We start from the raw sequence: 23,859 nt of genomic DNA, 5'->3' as shown, positions 1-23,859 counted from the left end.
TAGAACGTCCCAGCCCCTCGGCGGTGTGTGGAAAGAGTGTATCATGTTCTCTTTCCCACGTCTATACTAACAGAGCGTTAGCGAAGCATCTCGCTCAGAATAACATTTGACGTTGCAGGGACGGGTTCCAAACCCGTCCCTGCAATAGAGTTCAGTCGTCCCCTATCGCGCCGAAGCTGCGCACCAGGATACCGAAATCGTACAGGGTTACCTCTCCGTCGCCGTCCAAATCGGCGTTGGGGTTCCAGTTGGCATCGCCGGGCATGCTACCAAAAGCGGCCACCAGCTCCCCGAAGTCAAACAGCGTCACCTCGTTATCACCGTCGACGTCGCCGTTGGTCAGCGATGCGTCTACACCGGTCACGTCCGCGCTCACCACAGTGACGTTGGGAACCACTGCCCTAAGCCAGTGGCTGGCTTTGAACGCCACATTGTAGGTGCCGGGTGCGACGTCGAGAATCGCGTAGTTGCCTGCCGAATCGGTAAACAACGTCCCGGTGCGTACCGCCACGCCTTCCTGGCGCAGTTCGGTGTGGATGGCTACCTGCGTCACATCAGCGCCATAGTCCTTCAGCTCGATGTTTCCCAGGATGGCGTAAGCCTTGCGCAGAAGCACACCGTTCCAAGTGATGTTGTCAAATACAGCCACGCCACCGTTGTTGGGGTTACCCGCCTGAATGTTCACCTGCAGGTAACCACCCGGCGTAATCCAGCCCGTGAACAGGCTCTGGTCGGACAGAGCCGCAGCAGGACTCGAGTCGCCGTTCGCCATGTAGATGACCTTGTACTTGCCATCAGTGTCCTTGAAGAAGCGGATACCCAGACGGATGGTATCGCCGGAGTTATAGGACTGGTTGGTGAAGCGATAGAACGGGAACGGGTATCCGAACGCGACCACCTCATTGGCATCGGTGTTCACCATGAACTGTAACTCGGAATAGCCCCAGGGCATTCCGATGCGCACGAATCCGCCCGCCTCCTTGCGCGGTCTGATCGGAGTGCCTGTCAGGGTAAGGTCAAACTCCAGTGTCCACTCTTCCGTGATGGGAACCTGTAAAGGGTTGACCCCATCCGCAGACACGAACCACGCATGACGGTTGGCGAACTCCGGAGAGAGCCCGTCGCCGTCCAGCTTGGTATCCGACAGGATGACCTTCGGGAGATTCTTCACGTGGTTGGTGATGGAGTCCGAATCGTCGTTGAACACCCTGTCCAGGATGACGACGTCGTTGGGTTGCGCGATGGCACAGGCAGTCAGTGCCAGGCAGACTGCGGCTAGAAGCACGAGCTTTTTCATGGCATTTTTCCTCCTTTCCTTTCTGTGCGTATGCGAAGCCTGTCCACCAGGCGTTACGCCCAAAACATTGCAGGCAATTCGCCTTGAATCATACTAGGAGTTACGCAGTTGCGATGAACATCTAACGAGTCACGCTTTTCCAGTGATTGCAAAGACAATTTCCTGTCATGCTGAGCGAAAGCGAAGCATCTCAGCCCGTTAAACGAGATTCTTCGCTCCGCTCAGAATGACAGATGATGTCGCTTTACATCGGAAACTCCCGGCTAGTCTTTCAACTGCGTAATTCCTACATGCATTAACCGATTCAGCACCGCAAGAACACTGTAACACATCCTGCCACAATGAGTCAAGCGGTGAGCAATGGCTCTGCCTCAGCTCACGGTAATCTCCACGCGATGCGCTGTGCCGGGTTCAAACACCGGCAGTGTCTGCTCATGCCACGGCTGACCGTCCACCAGGCAGTAGGGCGTCTCGCCGGGTTCAGCCCGACGTACCATGATGTCGTACACTGCCCCCCGAAAGCGTCTTTGCACACGGAACGTTTTCCACTCCTCTGGCAGGTTTGCTCGCACCCGCAGCCCCTCCAGCGTCGCCTCGATGCCAAGCACGCCTTCCACCAGTGCACGCAGGTACCATGCCGCGGAGCCGGTGTACCACGTCCACCCTCCCCTGCCCTCGTGCGGTGAATCCCTGCCGTCCACGTTTCCGGGCATCACATAAGGCTCGGCGGCGTAGCGTTCCGGCTCCATGGCGCGCACCGGCGGACAGAAACTGCGCCATAGCCGATAGGCGGCTTGCACGCCGTGCAGCTTGCTTTCCGCCAGCACCGCCCAGCACGCAGCATGGCAGTAAACACCCCCGTTCTCCCGCGTGCCCGGCGCGTAACGAGAGAGATAGCCAATATCGGGGTCAGGGGCGCTGTACGCGGGAGCCAGCAACAACGCACCGTAGCTGGTGTAAAGATGCTCGCGGGCGGACTGCAAAGCCTGCTCGGCACGGTCAGCGGGCGCGGTGCCGGCGATAATCGCCCATGTCTGCGCGTTGAGAAAGATGCGTCCCTGTGTGTTTTTTGCCGAACCAATCAGCCTTCCCGAATCAGTGCTTGCTCGCCAGTACCACCCGCCATCCCAGCCGTGCTCGTTCACTACTTCGCGCAGAGAACGGGCTTCCTCGCGAAAACGGGTCGCGGTCTGGCTGTCCAGCACGGGCAATTCTGCCCATTGGGTCAGCAAGTAGTGCAGGAAGTGCGCCATCCACACACTTTCGCCTTTACCGCCAATGCCTGCGGCGTTCATGCCGTCGTTCCAGTCCGCCTGCAGAATCAGCGGCAGTCCGCGCTCACTGCGCCGGCTCAAAGCCGTCTCGAAAGCGCGCAGGCAATGCCCCAGCAACGTGTCAGAACCGCCGTCCAGAAACGGAATCACCTCCTGCAAGCAGGCAAAGTCCACTGTTTCCTTCAGATAGTGCAGGGTGACGAAGGGTAACCACAGCAAGTCGTCGCTGTAGCGGGAGGGTAAGCCTTCCTCGGCAATCGGATGCCACCAGTGCATCACCGTGCCGTCCTGGTACTGATGCGCCGCGTGCAGGCGAATCTGCTCCAGTGTGCGTCGCGGTTGCCCCAGCAGCAGCCATACCAGGCTATCCTGCAGCTGGTCACGATAGCCGTAGGCACCACCCGTTTGATAGTAGGCGGTACGACCCCACAGCCGACACGAAATCGCCTGATACGCCAGCCAACCGTTTGCCATCACGTTCACCGCATCGTCTGGCGTTTGCACGGATAGCCCGCTCACCAGCTCTTTCCAGAACCGTTGCGTCTCCTGCAGTGCCCGGTGCACAACCGGTATCTGGCGGTATTTTTCCGCTAATGCGATCGCGTGCGCCTCGTTATCCCCTGCTCCCAGCACAAAAGCCACTTCTACCGTTTCGCCCGGCGCAACGTCTACCACCGCCTGCAGGCTGGCAATGGCATCACCCCACCGCCCCTGCGTGTTGTCTGACCGCCCTTCCACGACCGCGCGAGGGGCATCCAGGTTGCGATACACCCCCAGAAAAGCCCGCTTGTCGCCGTCGAATCCGCTGGGCATCACTGAGGCACTGTGAAACGCCACATACTCCCAATCGCTGTTCCAGTGCGTGTTGCCTCTGCCCGGAACGTCCCACATGACGCTGGTCGCCAGCAGCACGCCATGCGCCGGGACGTAACGGGTTTCGATGAAGAGCCGTCGAAACTCGCGATGCCAGTCAGGAGCAGTTCCCAGAAGCCACTCCAGGTATGAGAATATCTGCAGTCGGCGTGCGGCAGCGCGTTTATTGTGCAGGCGCAACAGCCAAACCTCGCAGGGGTCACCTACCGGCACAAACTGGGTGAGCTCGCTCGCTATATGTTCGTATTCTCCCTCAAACACCGAATAGCCCCACCCGTGTCTGACGCGATACGCGGTGAGCTTATTCGGGCAGGGCTGCCACGTCGGGCTCCAGAACTCACCCGTCTCCGCATCGCGCAGATACAGATACTTCCCCCAGTGGTCACGTATCAGGTCCTGCTCCCATCGCGTGATTCGGTTCATGCTGGCATGTGTACGCCAGCTGTAACCGCTGCCCAGCTGGGAGACCACCATGCCGTAGTCGCCGTTGGAAATCACATTGACCCACGGCATGGGAGTGTCGTGTCGGGTGATGATATACTCATCGCCTGAATCCGCAAAGTAACCGTATTCGGTCGCAAACAGGTTCATGGCGCAGGACACCCCTCAGGTAGTTTCTGTAATATTAACCGGTTCACTACGCTCAGGCAAGAAACAGATTACCCCCGAACGGGCGAGTTTCCTTCCTGACGCTTTGCACCGGGTAGCAACAGCGTTGGTCATGCCACGCAGAAGAAGAACAGGATGGGCATTTTGAACGGCAAAGAAGACAACCCCGGGCAGGCAAACGTGTCTACCTCGCGCTCAAGTCTGTCGGTGCACCACATAGTCGCACAGTGCTATCAGGCTATCGCGAATGGCTCCGGCAGGCAATAACGATAAGGCCTCCGCTGCCTGCCGCGCATGGTGAACCGCCACAGACTGCGCGTGTGCAAAACCGTCGTAGCGGTGAATGACCTCGATAACCTGCTGGATTTCCCCGTCTTTGGGCGGGTTCTCAATCAGTTGCAGCAGTCTCTGGCGGTCTGCCGGTTCCGCTTCGCGCAAAGCGATAATCAAAGGCAGTGTGAACTTGCCTTCGCGCAGGTCGCTTCCAGCAGGTTTGCCCATGCGGGCGGGGTTACCCGTATAATCCAGCAGGTCGTCCACAATCTGGAACGCCATGCCGATATGATAGCCATACTGAGCCAGGGCATTCACCAGGGGTTGAGGTGCTCCGGCGACCATCGCTCCCGTCTGGCAGCACCCCTGAATGAACAACGCCGTTTTCTTGCGGATGATGTCAAAGTAGACGTCTTCAGAGATGGAGACATCGTTGGCATGAACCATCTGAAGCACCTCTCCCTCGCTCATCTGTATCGCAACCTGAAGCACGACGCGGATGACAGAGAGGTCCCCGCTTCTCACCAGCAAATCCATCGCCTTTGCCAGCATGTAGTCGCCCGTTAGCACCGTGACCCCATTGCCAAACAACGCACTGGCAGTTGGGCGACCGCGCCTGGTGGTGGTGTTATCCACTACATCGTCGTGAACAAGGGTTGCCATGTGCATCAGCTCCGCCGCTGCCGCCAGCGGGATGAGCCGCGTTTTGTCTACAGGCAGTCCGGTGGCGTACGCGCTCAGGCAAACCAGCGCGGGGCGTATCCGCTTCCCTCCCGACGATAACACGTGTTCTCCCAGCGAACTTATCGTGCGCACCGGAGAGGCTATCTCCTCGCGGATGCATTCATCGACCAGTTGCAGGTCTGGCTTAATGACCTCCAGCAGGTTCGCGATGTTCGCATCGGCAGGATACGTCGTAGTCGGTGCAAACATGCTCATCTTTTAACCCCGGAGTGGATGCAGACGACGCCGAAGGTCATCTCCTGCCAAGTTACCTCGGCGAAGCCTGCCTCACGCATGATTTGCGCCAGCACCTCACGCTCGGGAAAACGGCGTACCGATGCTGGGAGATAGCTGTAGGCGTCTCGATGGCTCAGCAGTCCGCCCATCCACGGGACGAGGCGATAGAAATAGAAGCTGTAGAGCTCGCGGAAAATGGGGATTCGAGGCAAGGAGAACTCTAAGCACACAGCCCGCCCCCCTGGCTTCAACACGCGCCACATCTCGGCGAAAGCTTGGCGGATATCCACCACATTGCGGATGCCGAAAGCCACCGTCACCGCTTCAAATGAGTTTGGCGCAAAGGGCAATTGCAGGGCGTCGGCAAGCACCAGCGTGACCCGGCGTCCGTTCGCCTGTTTGCGCACCTTACGTTGTCCCAGGCGTAACATCGGCTCGCAGAAGTCCGCACCGACTACCTTTCCATCCTCCCCCACATCTCTTGCCAGGCGGATGGCGAGGTCGGCAGTGCCCGTACACACGTCCAGCGCGGTGTCTCCGGGTTGCAGACGCGCAACCCTTGCTGCCTTCTCGCGCCAATAGTAATGAACACCCAGGCTCAATAGAGAGTTCAACAGGTCGTAGCGCGGCGCCACACGCGCAAAAAGGTCGCGGATATACGAGCGTTTCTGACGCTCAGCGATTTTCAGTTCGTTGCGAGTAGCGTTCACCACGTCTTTCCGAGTTCGTACCTTTTCTTCACAAACTGTTGTAACCAGTATACCCTATAGCCTTCGCTGTGTTCAAACGCAAGGGGGATTCTTTTGCGTCCGGCGCGTGGAAAGTACGGCAAGGGCATACGCGCATCCCCATATCACGAGCACGAGGTCTATGGCGTTCTGCCCGACCTGCGGCAGGTAGTAGTAGTGCTCAAAGGGGTGCAGCAAGCTCATGGGCAGGTAAGTCATTCCCTGCCACAGCAACCACCAGCCGAACCACCCTCGCGAGTTCCAGAATGCCGCCACCACTCCGAAAAAGGCAAGGTCGGCGATGAGTGTGTCCCAAGCGTTTCTGAAGAAGAACAGATAGGGGTCTGGTCCCACTGTCGCCCAGTAACGCAAGTGGCCCAGCACGGGCAGAAGCATTTGCAGCCAGTGGAGTATCCCCAGAGCGGGAGCGGAGCGCAGCTGCTGTTGTTGATAGCCACTCAGCGAGGCAGGCAGAAGCACGAAGCGAAGGGCAAGGTACCCAGCCGCTATCGCCGCCACAGCAGCGAAGGCTGTCCAGGAACGCCATTTCCAGCTCCCGCGCATTGTGACCGCAAGCGCAGCCGCCGGGGCGACCACAGTGACTGGTTGCTCGTATGCTCCGAGGCTGCCTGCATATAGCAAACAGGCTGCTAGCAGAAACCTTCCACGCCCCGTATCGCCCCAACGCAGCAGCGACCAGACGCCCCAAACCGACAGGCAGGTGCTGAGCAACGCTGTACGAGCGGGAACCCATACAATGAGCCGCTCGAAGTCACCGTGAACGAGCCGATCCCAGCCCCAGAAGAAGGCTCCGGCTGCCAGCCACAGCCGCCAACCGTGCTCGCGCAGGAAGGGTTTCCACGTGTCGCCCTGCCAGACGTGTGAGAATGAACCGGCAATCAGCATCCATAACGCGATGAGCCACCACCCGGAGACCGACCGGAGCGTGTGCAATGCATCCGTCTGCTGAAGGCTGAAAGCAACCGCTCCAGCCAGAGCAACAACCCCTGCCTGCCACTCTTCGGTCAGCAGGTTCGATAACCATTGGCGGGCAAACCAGCGCAACAGCGCGTACACGCCGACTGCCGTCAGCACCGCTAACAGCCAGTTCGTGAGCCGATAGCCCCAGCCGGTTTCACCGTACAGGGTGTAGTCGATTAACAGGGAAAGGCAGGTCGTCGGGCGGTAGAAACCGTTGTGCAGGAACCAGTCGCCGGTGAACCATTTCCACCAGCCGGCGATGCCTTCCGTATCCCGCATGGCGTTCAGCATGGCGGCGGTATCGGTGTCTGCTCGAAGCGGAGCGTTTGCGACTACCTGCTGGAGCCCAGGCAGGTTGGCAACCAGTATCAGGCAGAGGGCAGGCAAAGGGGTTTGCAAACGGCGCGAGAGTGTGCGCAGAGAAGACAGGAGAGCGAAGACTGGCATACCATACCCTCACCCATTCTCAGTATACTGTCCCAGCAGCTCATATCTGTGTAAACAGGGGATATTCCTCTCCTGCAAAATCTGCATCAGTGGATGGTCAGAAGTAATTACTGTTCCGTAACCACTTGCCGCCAACCGCACCAGATAGACGTCATCCGGTTTGACCGTTACCCCTTCCAGAACAAAGCTACAATCATCTTCCTGCAAGGCAAGGTACTTCTGCTGATTGCTGTAGGTGTAGAGCCTGAAGAAGCGGACAATCGCCCTGGTCCTAACTTCCGCATGTTTACACGTTTCGAAAAACTTTAGCTCGAAGGGGGACTGCTTCACGGTAACAAGCATATCGCATTTTTCATACAGCGTTTCTAGAAACCGAAACGCTTGTGCGCGGCGGTCCTCACCATTTTCACCTCGAACGTCGTGCCACAGCCATTCGTCCACGATAAAGCGTTGCTTGCCAGAAACCATGTCACATTCCCAACAACGCCCTGATGTCTTCCAGCTCGCCTTCTATGAAGGTCTTCATGCCGCCTTCGATTTGTCCCTCTTCAGTAACTGCCTGATGGCGGAAAACCGTTTTCTTTCCCTCTTTCTCCACAAGGTAGAACCGAACACTGTCTGCAGGTATCTCCCTTCTGGCAACAGCTGCCAGAACCGCGCCAACAAATACCTCACTGTGCGTCGTAAGCAATACCTGCTTGCCCTCTTCAGAGACGATACGGCACAACCTCCGCGCAAAGCGGCGCATGACGGAAGGATGCAGGTGTACCTCCGGCTCCTCCATCAAAACGGTCCCTGTGTCCGAGCCGTGTATTTTCGCCAGCATATACACCAGCTGATTGACCCCAAAACCGTCGTTTGCAAGGTTTGTGGGCACCCGCGCTTGCTTATCGGTGGTCTGCAGGTAGGTGAACCCGCTGCCGGGGGGCGCATAGAGTCGGAAATCTCTCCCCACGATTTCCTCTAAATCCACAGAGACCTTAGGAGCTAAATAAGGGTTGTTGATAACAAGCGTTGCCAGCTCGTCCTCCGAGGTGGGGAAGGGAGTGACAGGTACCGGGCTGTAGTATGGCTTGAAGAACCCCCGTCGATGGGGCACTATGTCCAGCTTCCTCGCATAATTCACCACACCGTTTGCCCTGACTGCCAGGTCTTTCGCCTGTTGCTGGAGCTGTGCTGAGTCGACATAGACATCGCACGTGATACCGTTCCATCGAATCTGCACCAGGTTAAGCATCTGAGAAACTTCCTGATTCACGGCATACGGAAATGCAACCTCCATGCTCACGTCAACGCCGTCGCCTGTCTTCAATTGCAACTCGCCCGAAGTACGGCGAAGCACGACACCGTACTCCCCATCGGCAGTGGAATACGAAATGCGGATTTCTGCGTCTTTCTGATGATTGAAAACGCATTCCTCGAACCCGCCAAGGTTCACAAATCCTAAAGCAAAGAAACTATCGACCGGCTCGTTGGGATTAGAGACCAGATTGCGCAGCACCAGCGGCGCATATAGCAGGCTTGACTTACCGCTGGCAGTCGGACCATAGAGAACGGTTAGTGGCGCAAGGTCTACCGTTTGCTCTCTGATGGAACGAAAACCTGCGATAGTCAACGATGTCAGCATTTCCATACCTCCCATATCATTGTATGATGGAGGCTCCTCTACTGTCAAACCTGATGGTCTGCCTGCTCGCCTTACGCTCGCTTAAACCGTCTCTCCAGCTCCTCGATGCTGAGCACCAGCACCACGGGGCGGCCGTGCGGGCAAAGATACGGGTTCTCGGTCTCTGCCAGCTCCTGCAGCAGGTGGGTCATCTCCGCGTGGGACAGGGCATCTCCCGCTTTCACCGCCATCTTGCACGCAGTGGTGGCGACCAGCGTCTCGTCGGTCAGCGGCAGTCGGCGTTGCACACCCAGCTCGGAGATTTCGTCCAGCAGGTCGCGCACCAGAGCCTCCACATTGCGCTGACCCAGCCACGCGGGCACACCCCTCAGCACCACACTGTCGCTGCCGAAAGGCTCCAGCAGAAAGCCCATGTCCTGAATCTCCTGCAGATGCTCTCCCAGCAGGGCAGCAGTGCGCCGGTCCAGGTGAAACACCAGAGGGGTCAGCAGGTGCTGGACAGGCACGGGTTGCCTCTGGCGCAGCACGGTGAGCTTCTCGTACAGCACACGCTCGTGCGCTACGTGCTGGTCGATAATCAGCAGACCATGCAGCGAAGAGGCGACGATGTAGGTGCGATGGATCTGTCCCAGCACCTGAAAGCCTTCGAGCATCTCCGCGTAGGGGCGAACGGCGGGCGGAACCTCCGTAGAGGCAGCTTGTGTGAGGTCGATACCCGCCCGGCGCAACAGCTCGGCATGAAGCACCTCCTGTGGCGGCAGCGGCGAGGGTTGCCAGACAGGTTGCCCGGTTGCTGGTCGCCCGGCAGGCTGGGGGATGTTCAGCCCGCTCTGCAAGCCGGGCAGTGCAGAGGGTATCATCCCCTGCTGGAGCAGCGCCTGCCGTATCGCGGTCAACACCGCATGGTACACCTCGCCCTCGTGCGAGAACTTCACCTCTGCTTTGGTGGGATGTACGTTCACATCCACACTGTATGGCGGCACCTGCAGGAAGATAGCGGCGACGGGATGCCGCCCCTCTGGGGTCAGTGTACGGTAGGCGTCGTCCAGCGCTTTGGAGAGCACGCGGTGGCGTACCAGCCGACGGTTCACGAAGAAGCTCTGCATGGCGCGGGTGGGGCGCGTCAGGTGGGGCGGAGAAACGTAGCCGGTGATGCGCAGGGAGCCCTGCGTATAGTCTATACTGCGCAGTTCTCGCGCGACATCGCGCCCGAATACCGCCAGAAGGGCATGTCGTGGGTCGGTGCTTCCCTGCGAGACGAAAATCTCCTGCCCGTTGTGCAGAAGGCGGAAGGAGATTTCCGGAAAAGCCAGCGCAAAGCGCGTCATCAGTTCGGTGATATGCGAGAGCTCGGTAGCCACGCTTTTCAGGAACTTCAGGCGGGCAGGCGTGTTGTAGAAAAGGTCGCGGACGGTCACCGTGGTGCCGTTGCGGGCGGCACATTCCTCTGCTTCCACCACCTGCCCGTTCTCTACCAGCAGCCTCATGCCGGTATCGAGGTCGGCGCGCCTGGTGAGGAGTTCAAACCGGCTGACGGAGGCGATACTGGGCAGTGCCTCGCCCCGGAAGCCCAGCGTCACGATAGACTGCAGGTCTTCCGCATCACGGATTTTGGAAGTGGCATGGCGCTGGATACTCAACAGGGCATCCGCCGGGCTCATACCCTCGCCGTCATCGGTCACCCGGATCAGCCGCTTACCGCCCTGTTCCACCTCCACAATGATGGTGCGCGCCCCCGCGTCGATACTGTTTTCCACCAGCTCCTTCACGACCGACGCGGGGCGTTCCACTACCTCGCCTGCGGCGATTCGGTTGACCGTATGCTCTTCCAGCAGGTGGATACGAGTGACAGGCGTTTGTTCCGTTTCTGGTTGACTCACTTTGGCGCAGTCGCCTGCTTGGGTGTGGGGGGTTTTGCCGCCGACGCCTTCAGCATCTGCTGGTAACGCTCCATGCGCTCTTTATACATCTTCACCTGCGGGTCGGTGTCGGGCTTGCCCTCTTTCTTGAGCTTCGCCAGTTGCTCTTTGGCTATCTCAATCTGCTTGGCGAGAACCTGAGGAGACATGCCCGGCGCCATGCCCGGCGGCATCCCCGGCGGAGTCTGGAACGCCTCAGGGTTCTCCTTGCGCCACCGCTCCATGGCCGCCTTCTGCCACGCCTTGTATACCTCGCTGCGCTTGGTAACAACCGCGTCCATCTCCTTCAGCAAAGCCAGTTTTTGCTGGTCCAGCCGCTTGCGCTCCGCAGGGTCTTGCGTGCTGAGCCGTTTCTTATCCAGCTCTGCCGACTTCTGGATAAGTATATCGCGCTGCTTCTCCAGCTGCGTCAGCCGCGCCAAGAGTGCCTTCTCCTTCGCACTGGGCTGAGACTTCTTGGCGGGCACCTGCGCCTTCGGTGGCAAGTTCATGGCAGGTGCAGGAGGCTTGGGAACAGGTTTGGGTGGCTCCTCATGCGCTCGGGCCGCAGTTGTCCACAAAAGCGCGCCTGCCAGCACAACGACTACGCCGAAAGATTTCACCATCGATTCGACCTCCTGTAATGAACGGTGAACTACCTTCATTATATACGAAAACCGGGCGCATAGAAGTTATCCGTGATCTCGCAAAAACACCAGATGTGTGGGAGGCATCTTTCGGCAGCAAAAGCCAGACACAGGAGACGGGATGAACTCCTGACACCCATGCTTCATCACGCATATCCCGCATCAGGGTTTCCAAGTCGCCGTATTCCAGTTCAGTCGAGAACGCCTCCACACAGTGGTATCCCAACCGGGCACTTGAACCATCCCGAAGCTCCAGCGGTCTCCAGCAGGTACGCCCTGTGCTTTTGGGGGAGGTTCCCATGCCCACCAGCGCAGTACAGGAGAACCCCTGTCGGCTTCCACCGCGAGGGTCAAACCCGGGAAGGAATCGGCTACCAGCGGTTCCAGTCCCTTGCGGAAGGGAACACGCTTCTGCAGAGGGATGAGCCGCAGCAGCGTAGGTCGCACCGCGGCATACAACACAGAGAGGCAGCAAGCGGTACCATCCGCCGCTCTACCCAGCTGCCAGCGATCGGGAGGAGACAGCTCCACCAGCTGCTCTATAGGCTCTCGCAGCAACAGCGAACGCAGCCGCACCTGCGAGGGCGCGATGTGCGCCGTATCTTCGTGCAAACGGTAAGGCGTCTTGTCCTCGCGTGCCAGCTGCCGCAACCAGTCCAGCTCCGCGCGCACCTCGTCCAGCAGCACGTCGCGGTAGAACCGTGCCACATCCTCACTGCCGAACCGCACCCAGCGGTTCTCGAACTGCCGCTCACCTGTCACGCGCGGGTATGTGGGACCATCGATCTGCCAGCCAGCGATGTCTCCCCACAGATTGGTCAAATACACGTTCTCCGGCATTGGCTCCATCGAGTGCCACGGCTGGCGCTGGACGAAATAGCGATGTCCGACCTGCTTCACGTAGTGATGCACCAGCTCGCGCACGAAGATGTAGCACGCAAAACGGTACGTCTCATGGTCGCCGACCTGATAGGCCATTCGCGCCATGTAGAGGGGCGGGGCAGCTTCGTCACCCAGCTCGGCAATCGCGTAACGCCCAAACGACTTCCAGTCGCACTCCAGCGGGGTGATGAAAAACTTCTGGATGGTTTTCCAGTGCTGGCGAATCGTCTCCCAGTCCTGCGTATAATGCGCGTAACACCACAGCGTCTCCAGCAGGTTGGACGAAAACTTGCCCGCGTCGTCGTAGCCGCCCCACGTGCCGATGCCCGGTCCCACCAGCAGCAACATCCCCCGAAACGGCCGGTAATGCTCTTCGCGCAGCACGTGCTGGCGCATGTATCCCTGCAGGCAGGCTTTCACGCGCTGTTGCACCAGCTCAGGCAGATAGGGCAGGGCTTTCGCATACCATCGGTCGCCCATCACCTGCCAGCAGTAGTTCTCGGCACCTCCATGGTCCCAGACCTGCTGCCAGTCCTCTTTCGAAAACTTCTGCGCCAGCCGCTCGCGTACCCACTCCAGCGCACGTTGTGCCGCCGGATGCAGTTGCCCCGATGGCAGCGGATACTGCTCGTGGGTATGCACGTAGCGCAGCAGCGGGAAGCGGATGGTAACCGTGTCGGCATCGCGCACGCCCAGCCAAGGCCCGTAGGGGGTCATGATGTCCGGGTCTTCAGTGGTTCCCTCCACCTGCATAGGGAAGGGCTTTTTCGCCCAGCCCTGTTGACCCGCCAGCCACGCCAGCGCCAGCACTGGCGGCAGGGGCGCCAGCTTCACCGCAGGAGTATTCCAGTCATCACGAATCAGGTGAAAAGTGTAGCGGGTATGCAAAATCAGGTCATCGCCTTCGATGGTGAACCGCTCGTCCGCGTAGATAGGGAAGGCGCGCAGGATGCGGCAAAGGCGGCTGCACCTACCCTGCACCTCCTTCGGCAAGCCGTTCTGCCATTGCCATGTCTTGACCGCCTCCAGACGGGTTTTGACAGGAAAGGAGACGTCTTTCTGCAGGGGTTTCTCATACCCGTAAAGCAACGCTACCACGATGTCTCCGCCTTTGCGGGCGAATTGCAGGTGCAAACCGTCTTCATCGAGGCGGATGCTTTGTGGACGATGCTGCGATACCACCAGTACAGGCGCATCGAAGCATCGCCAGCCAGTTGCCCCCGCAAAGGAGACCAGTAACCACGCCTGCGCCGGTACTGCGCGGGAAGTTTCCTCTGTTCGCAGCGATTGCGCTCCTCCTGAAACGGGGAAGAAGCAGGCAGCAGGTGCGCCCAAACCCCAGGCGCGCAGGTTGCCAAACAGAGTGATGGAGGCGGATTCCGTGCGAATGAGTACCGCGGGACACAGCTCGGTGCTCAGCACGAACTCACGGTGCTGTTCGAGAACAGAGGTTTGCATGGTTACGCTCCTGTCAGCGTCGTTTCGCCAGCCACTGCTGCTGCAGGCGGTTCAGCACGGCGGTAATCAGCAGTATCGTACCCACCACGGTGCCTTCCCAGTTGGACGCGCCCTGCTGTATCACGAAGCTGATACCGCTCAGGATGACGTTCAGCAGTGCCGCCCCGATGACTGCCCCAATGACCGTGCCCTGCCCCCCGCTGAGGCTGCAGCCGCTCACTACCGCTGCCGCGATGGCTTTCAGTTCATAAGATAGCCCGCTACCGGGGATGCCCTGTCGCTGGTAGGAGGCATACAGGATGCCCGCCAGTCCCGCCAGCAGGCTGCACAGCCCGTACGCAATCATCTGCGTGCGCAACACGCTGATGCCCGACAGGCGCGTGGCTTCCTCGTTGTTGCCCAGCGCGTAGATATGTCTCCCGATGACGGTGAAATGCATGATGATAGAGACCACAAGAAGCACTCCCAGCAACACATACACCGGCACCGGCACGTTCCATATCTTGCCGTTTCCCAGAAACTGGAACGCCTCCGAGTACGGCGAATCCTGCGGCGAGACGGGGATGGGCACGTTATTGGTCATCAGCTGTCCCGCGCTCAGGAAGATGAACAGCGACCCCAGCGTGACGATGAAGGGCAGGAGGCGGAAGCGGTTAATCAGCAATGCGTGCACGACACCTACCGCCGCCGAGAGCAGCAGCACCGCGAGAACGCTTGCCCCCAGCGACCAGCCCGCCCGCGCCAGCAGCCACGCGCACAGCACGCCCGTGAATCCGATAAGCGTGCCCACCGACAGGTCAATCCCGCCTGCGATAATCACCACCGCCTGACCGATGGCGAACACGCCGAGCAGCGCAATCTGGCGCGACAGGTTCTGCAGGCTGATGGGGCCCAGAAAGGCGTCGCCCTTTTCAGTGGAGCTGATGAACAGCACCAGCAATATCAGCACCACCACCACGCCGAATTCGCGCGTGCGCAAGATGCGCCCTGCCCAGCTAAACAGCATGAAGACCCAGCCTCCTGCTGAGCTGCCATTATCGCCCAGCCTTTTTCGTCCGCCCACTCTACTCTGCACTGTCAGCCTCAGCCATCGCTTGTTCTCGCTGTTTCTTCAGCAGGTTCTGGTATGCCTCTTCCCAGAAGCGAACTCGCTCCTCCGGGGTCAGAGTCTCCAAATGTTGAAGCAGTTTCTGCGCCGCTTCGCGCTTCATTTGTACGCAATCAAAGGTCTTCGTTCTCATCTTCAATCACCTCCGCTGGCGAGAAGATGGCTATCTGTGGGTATCCCCGACTCAAGTTTACCAGATTGTACTGCGCCATGCGACGGAAATGAACGATATGACGAAAGTTCCAACTGACAATCATTGAGCACCCAGAAACCGTCGCGATAGCCACGTGCAACGCATCTGTCTTGGCAGAGGGGAGAACGATGCCAGCCTCAACGTATGCCTGTTGTAGGTTCTCCGCTTCGCTGGTAACTGGAACAATCTGCATCCGTGCGAGCAGGCTCGTGAACAGGTCGAGAACCTCCCTTGGCGCTAAAGCCACCTCTTGGGCGACTAACGGCGATGTAACCAACAGAAACCTGCCTGAGCGCACCCGTTCAAAGAAGCGCGTTGAGGCATCTGAGAACTCCTCATCAAAACAGCCGCCGTAAATGGACGTGTCAGCATACACTCGAATCGGGCGCATCCGCACCGTCCTCCGTGAACGCACCACCGTTGGCGTACGAGTTAGGCAGCTACTTCAGCCCCAAAACTTATTGGCAGAGTTCCTGTCTATCTCTTCACGATGACTTAATCCCCAGCTCCTCTAGTTTCTTCAGGTACTCCTCGATGCTCTTCGGGGTAATAATCTCCACGCCTGTATCGATGACGTTACCCGGAGCGACTTTGTAGCCCGATTCTTGTTCAAACTCCTTCAGTGCCCTGTCCACATCGCCCAGCGTGATAATCTTGTAAAGCAGCTGCACCGAGCGATAGCCGAATTCATACGGCTTCTGCACCACGGTGGCGTCGATCTCGCCGCGCTTGAGATGGTTAATGGTTTCGGGTTCGGCATCGAAGCAGAGAATCTTGATTCGGTCGCGCACACCTGCCTCTTTCACCGCCGCGGCAATCTGCGGACCGTTATAGGAGAACAGCCCCAGCAGCATCTTCACGTCTTTATGCGCCTGCAGCACATTCTCCACATTGGCGCGCGCTTTGGCGGGGTCTTTATTGTCGTCAAAAACGTCGACCAGAACAATGTTGGTACCCTTCACTGCATCCTTGAACCCAGCAATACGCTCGCGGGCGTTGGGGGCATTCTGATTGCCCACGAAGCCGAACACCTTGCCCCCCTCTGGCAACAGTATCTTTGCCGCTTCGCCCGCCGCCTTGCCCGCTTCGTAGTTGTTCGTGCCGATGTAGGCGATGCGCTTGGAGTTCGCCGCGTCCGAATCGAAGGTGATGACCTTAATGCCGCTGTTCATCAGGTCGTCGATAACGGGACCGATAGTATCGGACTCGATGACCGAGATGCCGATACCATCCACCTTCTGCGCCTGATACTCCTCGATAATCTGGCGTTGCAACGCTGGTGAATCGGTGGTTGGACGGCGGGAGATGGCTTCACAACCGAGCTCTTCTGCTGCCTTGCGCATCCCCACCTCCATGGGGTCCCAAAACGGGGAACTGCCGTTAGTAACCAGTACGATGCGTACCTTTTTCGCTTCGCTGGTAGCAGGCGTTGTGGCGGTCTGTTCCTTCTTGCCGCAGCCTGCCGTCAACAGAACAACTACGGTCAACACAAGAACAGGTGATCCCCAGTTTTTCATCATCACTTCCTCCTGCCCACAGATTGAGGTCGGTATGGTCGTCGAATGCCTTCTGCTCCCTTATTAGTTACGCAGTTGACAGACTGTCGGAGATTTTGTGTTGTCACACCACACCATTTGTCATTCTGAGCGAAGCGAAGAATCTCTGTTGAGGCTCTGAGATGCTTCACGTTCGCGCAGCATGACAGGAAACTGTCTCTACGGTCGTTGCACAAGCACGAGCCCGTAAGTGTTCAGCGCAACTGCGTACCTCCGAATTATATATTCCACCGCACGACACACTATCCTCCTGCCCGCCCTTCACCTCCTTGACACTCACTGAGGATTCCAGTTAAGATGATGTAGCAGAGCTAAACATTCAAGCGGGAGGGACGCCATGACGACTCAATTCATCAGCGACGAACAGTGGTGCGAGTATTTCAAGAACGGCTATCTACGGCTGGGCAAGGTGATGAGTGACGAGGAGCTGGAGCAGATGCGCCAGCGCATCGACGACATCATGCTGGGCAAAGCCAACATCGATTACGACCGCCTGCTGATGCAGCTGGACAGCGACACCGGACGTTATGAAGACGCTCCTGAACAGACGCTTGGGTTCAAGGGAGCAACACTCAACTACCGCAAAATCCAGAATCTGGAGTACGACCCCGTGTTCCTGCGCTACATGCAGAAACCCCTTTTCCGCGAGATTTGCGCGACCGTCTACGGGGCGCACGTACCAATCGCCTGCTACCGTGCCATGTTTATGAACAAGCCCGCCCAGAAGGGCACGATACTGCCGTGGCATCAGGATGCCGGTTTGCAGTGGGGGCTGGACCGCGACCCGGTGGTGACTGTCTGGACAGCGCTGGACCCTGCGACGAAGGAGAACGGTTGTGTGCGCGTGGTGCCGGGCACGCATCGGTTGGGGCTGCTCAGCGAGTGGGGACACACCATCACCCCTGAGCAGGAGGCGATGTACTGCCCCGAAGACAAAGTGGTGTATCTGGAAGCGGAGGCGGGCGAAGCCATCCTGCTGCACAACTGGCTGCTGCACGGCTCCGGGGTGAACACCATAGACATCCCCCGACGCGCTTTCAGCGTCTGTTACATGGACGGGCGCACGCGACGCCTCAGCGATGGCTCGACCTTCCCCATCATCTTCGGCAAGGGTGCGCTGGTGCCGGAGCAACTGGAAGCAGGCACACCAGTGTAACGTTTGTGCGTATATGGATAGTGGGGTAAATCACTATCCTGTAAAGGAGGGAGGCACCATGCAGAAGAACATGGGCGTCGCCGACCGGGTCATTCGCCTTATCGTCGCCGTGATATTCGCTGTGCTGATTGCGCTGGGCACGGTGAAGGGCGCGCTGGCTTGGGTGCTGGGCATCCTCGCGCTCGTCCTGCTGGGCACGAGCGCGGTGGGCTATTGCGGGTTGTATAAGGTGCTGGGCATCTGCACGTTGAAGCAGGAAGGTGGCTCTACCGGCGAGAAACCCGCGACGACTTAGCTGAGTAATTCGCATGGTGCTGGCGCGCAAACCTTCTGGTGAGCGGAGAACTTTCCAAACGGCTCGGCTCCCGCCGAGCCGTTTCGCGCAACTACCATATCGGCGGATTGTAAGGCTTTGTCAGTGGGTGACCGTCCAGAGGTGGGTCGATGCGCTTCAGGTTCACGCCAAACCGTTCCAGAATGGTGGGGGCGATGTCGGCGCGGGTACCGCGGCGCATAATGCCTTTGTCGTTGGTCGCGAGGAAGACGTAGGGAGCGTCGCTGTGGCTCTTGAGCCCCTCGTCAAAGCCATGGTCGGCGGTCACGTAGATGAGCGTCTTATCGTACAGCTTCAGATCTTTCAGTTTCTGCACGATTCTGCCCAACCATCGGTCGCCGGAGATGAGCGCATCGTTGTACTCTTTGGAGTTCTCGCCGTGCTGATGCCCGCTGTGGTCCACTTCTGCGAAATGCACAAAGAAGAAGAAGCGCTTGTCCTTGTAGCGTTCCAGCATCTCCAGCGTCTTCGCACCCACCAGGTCGTCGCGCATTAGCCCGTTGATGAACACGTCCATGTTCTGCGCGGCGTGGTAGAAGGGCTTGCCGGGCTCCACCAGATAGCGCACACCGTTTTCCACCACAATCCGCCCCTGTCGCAATCGCTGTTGCGCCTGGGGACGTCCTGCGCGTGCCCGCTGTTCGATGGCAGCCGCTGGTATCTTTGTCGGTGGGTCGGCATCCACGTTGCCCTTCTTACCGATGACCGCTACCGTCGCGATGTTGTCTGCGCCAAAATGCTGTTCCAGCCGCTCGAAAACGGTGTATCCCTTCGGAATGGGCTGGTATCGCCCGTTACTGAAAACGCCGGTCTTTTCCGGCTCGTAGCCGGTGAGTATCTGCGTCCATCCCGCTTTGGTATCGGTAGTGCGCAGGATGTCGATAGCCACCAGTTTGCCCTCAGAAGCCAGCCTCGCGAGGTTCGGCAGCTCCCCACGCTGCAGGCACTCGCGCACATGCTCGCGCTGCGCCCCATCCCAGCCAATGAGGATGACGTTCCGCACCTGCTTGCCTGGCGTTTGCCATGCTGCGAGTATCAGCGCAGACAGCAGCAAAAGCATCCCCGTTATCCACAATCTCCGTCGGTACATTCAGGGCACCTCCCTCTGCATACTCATTTATCCAGACGTCCTGCAAAGGGAGAAGTTCAATTGGGCTTGCGGGAGCAGCAGATTCAGGCATATAATGAAACTGTCAGAACGGTAGAAAGGAGTAAGATCCTATGCGTGCGATCATGAAGACCCGCCCTGAACCCGGGGGCGAGGTGGTAGATATTGCCGACCCATCCACTATTCCCCCAGACTACGTCCTCGTCAAGCCCCTTGCCTGGTCGATCTGCGGCACCGATGTACACATCTGGCACTGGGACCACTGGGCGGCGCATCGCATCCGTCTGCCCCGTATTCTGGGTCATGAGTTCGCAGGTGAAGTCATCGCCGTTGGCGAGGGGGTCACTGAACGCCGGGTGGGCGATGTAGTCGCCAGCGAGTCGCACATCGTGTGTGGTGTGTGCTATCAATGCCGTCACGGACAGGCGCACGTGTGTCGCAACACCCGCATCCTGGGAATAGACACCGACGGGGTGTGGGCGGAGCTGGTGCTCATCCCCGAGGCGAATGCCCGCCCTACTCCACCGCAAATCCCTGTGGAGATAGCAGCCATTCAGGACCCGCTGGGCAACGCCGTCCACGCCGCGCTGGCGGGTCCGCTGGAGGGGCGCACGGTAGCGGTGATGGGGTGCGGACCGCTCGGACTGTTCAGCATCGGCATTGCCAAAGCGTGCCATTCCAGTACGGTTTTCGCGGTGGAGAAACATCCCTATCGGCTGCAGCTGGCGGAGCAGATGGGAGCGGATGTGCTGTTGGACCCGATGGGGGACGATGTGGAAAAGGCGGTGATGACGCACACTGCGGGAGAGGGTGTGGACGTGGTGCTGGAGATGTCCGGCGCGCCGATAGCAGTGAAAACGGGCTTCCGGATTGCTCGTCCGGGGGGCAGGGTGACACTGATGGGTATCCCCAGCGACCCGATAGAGGTGGACTTTGCGGAGGACGTGATATTCAAGGGACCGGAGGTGCAGGGTATCGTCGGGCGGCGGCTGTATCAGACGTGGGAGCAGATGCAGGACCTGCTGGTGTCCGGCAGGCTGGACGTGCGCCCGGTGATTACCCACACGATGGGCTTTTCAGAAATCGGCAGGGCGATGGAGCTGATCGATACCGGCACGTGCGCCAAGGTGATACTTCGCCCCGATTAAGCCTGCATCGCAGCGATGATGGCATCGGTTAACTCGGAGGTGGTGGCGGTTCCCCCCAGGTCGCGGGTTCGCACCTTGCCTTCGCTGAGCACGCGGTAGACCGCCTGGCGCACCCGCTCGGCAGCAGAGGTCTCACCGAGGTCCTCCAGCATCATCGCCGCACAGAGAATCAGCGCAATCGGGTTGGCAAGGTTCTGTCCTGCGATATCTGGCGCGGAGCCATGCACTGCTTCATACACCACAATCCCGTCTTCTCCCACATTTGCGCTTGGAGTCAACCCCAGTCCGCCCACCAGCCCTGCGCAAAGGTCGGAGATGATGTCGCCATACAGGTTCTCCATCACCATCACATCAAACCTTTCGGGACGGGTGACCAGCTGCATACAGGTGTTGTCCACAATCAGCTCTTCGTATTCAATCTGTGGATAATCGCGCGCCACACGCCGGCAGCACTCCAGAAACAGCCCGTCGCTGAGCTTCATGATGTTTGCTTTGTGGACTGCGGTTACCCTTTTCCGCCCATGTCTGACGGCATACTCAAAGGCAAATCGGGCGATGCGCAGGCTGGCGCGCTCGGTGATGATTTTGAGGCTCTCCACCACCCCAGGCACGACGATATGTTCCAGCCCCGAGTAGAGGTCCTCACTGTTCTCGCGGATGACGACCAGGTCCACGCCTTCGTAACGTGTTTTCACGCCAGGCAGGTTTTTGGCAGGGCGTACGTTCGCGAACAGATTCAGCCGTTTGCGTAAAGCCACGTTTGGGCTGCTGTAGCCCGTGCCGACGGGAGTGGTGATGGGCCCCTTCAGCGCGATGCGGTTCTTCAACACCGAGTTGAACACTTCATCGGGCAGGGGCGTGCCGTATTTGTTCATGACCTCCGTGCCCGCCTCGAATCGCTCCCAGCGGACGGGCACGTGGGTAGCCTCTACCACCCGGACGGCGGCATCGACCACCTCCGGGCCGATGCCATCGCCGGGGATAAGCGTCACGGTAGACATCGTTGGGAAACCTCCCGATGCGTGCTAATTGCGTGAAACCACCTTCTCTTCGGGGCGAAAGGGATGCACGGCACGACGGGCAGACTGTTCTGCTGCCTTCAGCAACAGGTTTTCAATCTCTTGCTCCAGCAAAGCCAGCGCCGCCTCCAGACGCTGAACCACATCATCTATCTCGAGGAGCTTCTGTTTTTGTACCAGAGGAACCTGAAGGACGGCGCCGATGGTGTTCGCCAGCACGCGAGGATTGTTGGGGAGCTCCACCACAAAGTGTTTACCACCTTCAGGGCTGAAGAGCAGACGCACATACTGTTCCAGACGGTCGGTCGCGTGGTGCACAATGGGCAAAACACGATGTTCACAGCTGTCACAGACATCGGGCAGAAGCATCACTTGTGCTAGCATAAAAGGCTCATGTTGCACTATCTTCACAATGCGGAAACGTTGCTCGCCCACTGTCCACAGATTCATAGTGCCATCGGGCAGATTCTGCAGGGCGGTGATACGGGCAACGGTTCCCCAGCGGTAGGGAACCGCCGGACCGCCTACCTCCTTGCCTTCGCGGATAAGCACGACTCCAAACTGCTTGTCCTGTTCGAGCACCATGTGCATCATCTGGCGATAGCGCTCTTCAAAGACGTACAGGGGCAAAGGCATCCCCGGAAACAAGACAGCATGCAACGGAAACAGCGGTAGCGTTACCAGCGGTTCCATGTAAAAACTCTCCGAGTGATATATTGCCTGTACCTGGTGTTTATCACGCATAGAGTGTACCCTGCGGTGTCTGCGCAGTGCAAGAGATGCAGGAAAGAAAAAGCCTTCTGCTAGGACCTTTTTTGCCGGTTTTTACTGGTCCAGGTCCTTGAACAGGGAGGCGAAGTATTCCGCATACTGATGCTCTACGGCGGCAAAGGCGAGGTCTATCGCCAGCGTCCACAGCAGGATGATGGCATCATCACGGGGCATCTCCAGCACGCGGGCGAAGAAGTCCTTGATAATCTCCTCGTAAGTGGTGCCGGTCTCATGAATTTCGAACCGCTCGCCCGGCAACCGGCGCGCCACCTCTTGCATCTGCAATCTGTCCAGAAACTCCCGCACGTTGGCAGGGGTAGCGTGCTCCAGGTGGTCACCGAACTCACGGTAAACCAGTTCCTTGAATGTCTGCAGGTCCACGCCGCTTTGTCCTCTTCCGTTATCCATTTATTAAGAGTATAACACGTCGCCTCGCCATTAGCAACGGGAGTAACGCTGCCAGCGGGGGGCGGTGAGCTTGCGCCAGATGTAACCGAGGCGGGTGGACCAGTTCGGTGCACGGTAAAGGTCCAGTAAACGGATACCCAGGTAGTGCAGGTAAGGACGCTTGCACATTTCGAACAGCAGGCGCAAACTGAGCGGCATGGGCAAAAAGCGCAGGGTCTCCACGATGTGCTGGGGTACGGGTATTTGCAGATACTTCGCCACCTCGTGCAGCGCCAGATGTACCGGGCGCGTGGTGCCAAACTGATAGGCGTCCACCACCACCTCACGCCAGGAACTTATCTGCGAGACGAGACGAGCGACATCCACCAGCCATTTCAATCCCGAACCGCAATGGTGGTAATAATAGTGCGCGCACAGGTAGCTCAGATGGGCAGGGAGATTGAGTACGGGCAGTTCATCGATGCCCGCACCGCAAACCGTGGTTGTCTTATCCCAGATACGGCGACGGGCAGGCGGATAGAAACCGGGCACGTCCAGATGTGCCTCCAGCCGAAGCATCCATGAGCCCTCACGGCGGGTGAAGGAGGTCTCGGCACGATAGCGTTCACCAAAGTGCTTACCTGCGATGTCCTCGTCCTCCTCCTGCCAGCCCAGCTGTTGCATCACGGGCTTCAGGATGTTGACGTCCTCGGGGTGCACCAGCAGGTCGATGTCCTTCATGGAGCGAATGCCCAGGTCGGGGTAGACCGTTGCCAGCAGGGCGGAACCCTTAACCGCGACGAAGCGCACTCCGGCATCTCTCAGAGCGGGTGCCACCTGCGCCAGCTGCTGTATGTACATCACGTTGGCGGCGAGCTGGGAGTTGTATTCGGCACGAAGCCTCTCCCGAATGTGAACGGGGACGCTGTCCGGCAGGAGCGTGTAGAGCAATCCGGCTACCCCCCGTGCGATGCTCTGCTCGGCGAGCGATTGCCATACTGCTTCATCCAGCGTCTTCCAGTGCAATGGCTCACCCCGGCACCACCGACCTATCATCTCGCAGAGCATGGTGCAGGCGGGGTCTCGTAAACAGCCGGAACAGACCTTCTTGCCCATGCTCTTCCT

At 58.8% G+C, this 23,859-nt stretch carries 22 protein-coding genes; 3 read left to right on the top strand and 19 right to left on the bottom strand.

Annotation, left to right across the window (positions count from 1 at the left end; genetic code table 11):
• Window positions 1-151 precede the first annotated feature (151 nt).
• The 14 genes from K6U75_09620 to K6U75_09555 all read right to left on the bottom strand — a co-directional run bounded on the left by K6U75_09620 (window position 152) and on the right by K6U75_09555 (window position 16,775).
• The gene (locus K6U75_09620) at window positions 152-1,297 is read right to left on the bottom strand and encodes a hypothetical protein (protein MCL6475296.1); all 1,146 of its coding nucleotides are present in this window, start codon (window positions 1,295-1,297) and stop codon (window positions 152-154) included.
• 371 nt (window positions 1,298-1,668) lie between these two features.
• A complete protein-coding gene (locus K6U75_09615) occupies window positions 1,669-4,035 on the bottom strand; it encodes a glycosyl transferase family 36 (protein MCL6475295.1) in 2,367 nt (788 codons plus the stop codon).
• Window positions 4,036-4,248: 213 nt separating this feature from the next.
• On the bottom strand, window positions 4,249-5,265 hold the full coding sequence (locus K6U75_09610; protein ID MCL6475294.1) for a polyprenyl synthetase family protein: 1,017 nt from the start codon (window positions 5,263-5,265) through the stop codon (window positions 4,249-4,251).
• On the bottom strand, window positions 5,262-5,975 hold the full coding sequence (gene ubiE, locus K6U75_09605) for a bifunctional demethylmenaquinone methyltransferase/2-methoxy-6-polyprenyl-1,4-benzoquinol methylase UbiE (protein MCL6475293.1): 714 nt from the start codon (window positions 5,973-5,975) through the stop codon (window positions 5,262-5,264). Before ubiE ends, K6U75_09610 begins: the two co-directional genes overlap by 4 nt.
• A gap of 93 nt (window positions 5,976-6,068) precedes the next feature.
• Window positions 6,069-7,442, bottom strand: coding sequence for a hypothetical protein (locus tag K6U75_09600; GenBank protein MCL6475292.1), 1,374 nt, complete (start codon window positions 7,440-7,442; stop codon window positions 6,069-6,071).
• 9 nt (window positions 7,443-7,451) lie between these two features.
• Window positions 7,452-7,910 carry a hypothetical protein gene (locus K6U75_09595; GenBank protein MCL6475291.1) on the bottom strand — a complete coding sequence of 153 codons (459 nt, stop codon included), beginning with the start codon at window positions 7,908-7,910 and terminating at the stop codon, window positions 7,452-7,454.
• 1 nt (window position 7,911) lies between these two features.
• Window positions 7,912-9,069, bottom strand: coding sequence for an AAA family ATPase (locus tag K6U75_09590; GenBank protein MCL6475290.1), 1,158 nt, complete (start codon window positions 9,067-9,069; stop codon window positions 7,912-7,914).
• Between the two features lie 71 nt (window positions 9,070-9,140).
• Window positions 9,141-10,949, bottom strand: a complete 1,809-nt coding sequence (gene mutL, locus K6U75_09585) for a DNA mismatch repair endonuclease MutL (GenBank protein MCL6475289.1) — start codon at window positions 10,947-10,949, stop codon at window positions 9,141-9,143.
• A complete protein-coding gene (locus K6U75_09580) occupies window positions 10,946-11,593 on the bottom strand; it encodes a hypothetical protein (protein MCL6475288.1) in 648 nt (215 codons plus the stop codon). The genes mutL and K6U75_09580 overlap by 4 nt, the downstream gene beginning before the upstream one ends.
• A 183-nt stretch (window positions 11,594-11,776) precedes the next feature.
• Complete coding sequence (locus tag K6U75_09575) at window positions 11,777-13,954, bottom strand: hypothetical protein (protein ID MCL6475287.1); 2,178 nt, start codon at window positions 13,952-13,954, stop codon at window positions 11,777-11,779.
• A 13-nt stretch (window positions 13,955-13,967) separates the two neighbouring features.
• Window positions 13,968-14,960 carry an ABC transporter permease gene (locus K6U75_09570; GenBank protein ID MCL6475286.1) on the bottom strand — a complete coding sequence of 331 codons (993 nt, stop codon included), beginning with the start codon at window positions 14,958-14,960 and terminating at the stop codon, window positions 13,968-13,970.
• Window positions 14,961-15,018: 58 nt separating this feature from the next.
• Complete coding sequence (locus K6U75_09565; GenBank protein ID MCL6475285.1) at window positions 15,019-15,195, bottom strand: hypothetical protein; 177 nt, start codon at window positions 15,193-15,195, stop codon at window positions 15,019-15,021.
• Complete coding sequence (locus K6U75_09560) at window positions 15,176-15,637, bottom strand: type II toxin-antitoxin system VapC family toxin (protein MCL6475284.1); 462 nt, start codon at window positions 15,635-15,637, stop codon at window positions 15,176-15,178. Before K6U75_09560 ends, K6U75_09565 begins: the two co-directional genes overlap by 20 nt.
• Before the next feature lie 103 nt (window positions 15,638-15,740).
• Entirely contained in the window at window positions 15,741-16,775 is a 1,035-nt protein-coding gene (locus K6U75_09555) for a sugar-binding protein (GenBank protein ID MCL6475283.1), read from the bottom strand.
• Window positions 16,776-17,148: 373 nt separating this feature from the next.
• Here K6U75_09555 and K6U75_09550 point away from each other — a divergent pair, with 373 nt between their 5' ends.
• Both K6U75_09550 and K6U75_09545 read left to right on the top strand, forming a co-directional pair.
• Window positions 17,149-17,967, top strand: coding sequence for a phytanoyl-CoA dioxygenase family protein (locus tag K6U75_09550; protein MCL6475282.1), 819 nt, complete (start codon window positions 17,149-17,151; stop codon window positions 17,965-17,967).
• 58 nt (window positions 17,968-18,025) lie between these two features.
• Entirely contained in the window at window positions 18,026-18,262 is a 237-nt protein-coding gene (locus K6U75_09545; GenBank protein MCL6475281.1) for a DUF2892 domain-containing protein, read from the top strand.
• A gap of 91 nt (window positions 18,263-18,353) precedes the next feature.
• Here the strand turns inward: K6U75_09545 and K6U75_09540 are convergent, their stop codons facing one another.
• Window positions 18,354-19,391 (bottom strand): alkaline phosphatase family protein, encoded by a 1,038-nt coding sequence (locus K6U75_09540; protein MCL6475280.1) that lies wholly within the window; start codon window positions 19,389-19,391, stop codon window positions 18,354-18,356.
• Between the two features lie 131 nt (window positions 19,392-19,522).
• On the opposite strand from K6U75_09540, the gene tdh reads away from it, so the two are divergent.
• Window positions 19,523-20,557: an L-threonine 3-dehydrogenase gene (gene tdh, locus K6U75_09535; protein MCL6475279.1), complete on the top strand. Its 1,035-nt coding sequence runs from the start codon at window positions 19,523-19,525 to the stop codon at window positions 20,555-20,557.
• On the opposite strand, the gene K6U75_09530 is transcribed toward tdh, so the two are convergent.
• From K6U75_09530 to K6U75_09515, 4 genes are all read right to left on the bottom strand, one after another.
• The gene (locus tag K6U75_09530) at window positions 20,554-21,558 is read right to left on the bottom strand and encodes an isocitrate dehydrogenase (NAD(+)) (GenBank protein ID MCL6475278.1); all 1,005 of its coding nucleotides are present in this window, start codon (window positions 21,556-21,558) and stop codon (window positions 20,554-20,556) included. The genes tdh and K6U75_09530 overlap by 4 nt on opposite strands.
• A gap of 24 nt (window positions 21,559-21,582) precedes the next feature.
• Window positions 21,583-22,269 carry an LON peptidase substrate-binding domain-containing protein gene (locus K6U75_09525; GenBank protein MCL6475277.1) on the bottom strand — a complete coding sequence of 229 codons (687 nt, stop codon included), beginning with the start codon at window positions 22,267-22,269 and terminating at the stop codon, window positions 21,583-21,585.
• A gap of 132 nt (window positions 22,270-22,401) precedes the next feature.
• The gene (locus tag K6U75_09520; GenBank protein MCL6475276.1) at window positions 22,402-22,728 is read right to left on the bottom strand and encodes a hypothetical protein; all 327 of its coding nucleotides are present in this window, start codon (window positions 22,726-22,728) and stop codon (window positions 22,402-22,404) included.
• 57 nt (window positions 22,729-22,785) lie between these two features.
• On the bottom strand, window positions 22,786-23,850 hold the full coding sequence (locus K6U75_09515) for a nucleotidyltransferase family protein (GenBank protein ID MCL6475275.1): 1,065 nt from the start codon (window positions 23,848-23,850) through the stop codon (window positions 22,786-22,788).
• Window positions 23,851-23,859: the final 9 nt, after the last annotated feature.

It is taken from the genome of Bacillota bacterium (assembly GCA_023511455.1).
Lineage (GTDB): Bacteria > Armatimonadota > HRBIN16 > HRBIN16 > HRBIN16 > HRBIN16.
This window is presented reverse-complemented; position numbering and strand designations above follow the sequence as displayed.

Bases quoted from the DNA above. Each gene is read 5' to 3' on its own strand.
- K6U75_09620 (MCL6475296.1), bottom strand. From the start codon at position 1,297: ATGAAAAAGCTCGTGCTTCTAGCCGCAGTCTGCCTGGCACTGACTGCC.
- K6U75_09615 (MCL6475295.1), bottom strand. From the start codon at position 4,035: ATGAACCTGTTTGCGACCGAATACGGTTACTTTGCGGATTCAGGCGAT.
- K6U75_09610 (MCL6475294.1), bottom strand. From the start codon at position 5,265: ATGAGCATGTTTGCACCGACTACGACGTATCCTGCCGATGCGAACATC.
- K6U75_09600 (MCL6475292.1), bottom strand. From the start codon at position 7,442: ATGCCAGTCTTCGCTCTCCTGTCTTCTCTGCGCACACTCTCGCGCCGT.
- K6U75_09595 (MCL6475291.1), bottom strand. From the start codon at position 7,910: ATGGTTTCTGGCAAGCAACGCTTTATCGTGGACGAATGGCTGTGGCAC.
- K6U75_09590 (MCL6475290.1), bottom strand. From the start codon at position 9,069: ATGCTGACATCGTTGACTATCGCAGGTTTTCGTTCCATCAGAGAGCAA.
- K6U75_09580 (MCL6475288.1), bottom strand. From the start codon at position 11,593: ATGGTGAAATCTTTCGGCGTAGTCGTTGTGCTGGCAGGCGCGCTTTTG.
- K6U75_09575 (MCL6475287.1), bottom strand. From the start codon at position 13,954: ATGCAAACCTCTGTTCTCGAACAGCACCGTGAGTTCGTGCTGAGCACC.
- K6U75_09570 (MCL6475286.1), bottom strand. From the start codon at position 14,960: ATGCTGTTTAGCTGGGCAGGGCGCATCTTGCGCACGCGCGAATTCGGC.
- K6U75_09565 (MCL6475285.1), bottom strand. From the start codon at position 15,195: ATGAGAACGAAGACCTTTGATTGCGTACAAATGAAGCGCGAAGCGGCG.
- K6U75_09555 (MCL6475283.1), bottom strand. From the start codon at position 16,775: ATGATGAAAAACTGGGGATCACCTGTTCTTGTGTTGACCGTAGTTGTT.
- K6U75_09550 (MCL6475282.1), top strand. From the start codon at position 17,149: ATGACGACTCAATTCATCAGCGACGAACAGTGGTGCGAGTATTTCAAG.
- K6U75_09545 (MCL6475281.1), top strand. From the start codon at position 18,026: ATGCAGAAGAACATGGGCGTCGCCGACCGGGTCATTCGCCTTATCGTC.
- K6U75_09540 (MCL6475280.1), bottom strand. From the start codon at position 19,391: ATGTACCGACGGAGATTGTGGATAACGGGGATGCTTTTGCTGCTGTCT.
- tdh (MCL6475279.1), top strand. From the start codon at position 19,523: ATGCGTGCGATCATGAAGACCCGCCCTGAACCCGGGGGCGAGGTGGTA.
- K6U75_09530 (MCL6475278.1), bottom strand. From the start codon at position 21,558: ATGTCTACCGTGACGCTTATCCCCGGCGATGGCATCGGCCCGGAGGTG.
- K6U75_09525 (MCL6475277.1), bottom strand. From the start codon at position 22,269: ATGGAACCGCTGGTAACGCTACCGCTGTTTCCGTTGCATGCTGTCTTG.
- K6U75_09515 (MCL6475275.1), bottom strand. From the start codon at position 23,850: ATGGGCAAGAAGGTCTGTTCCGGCTGTTTACGAGACCCCGCCTGCACC.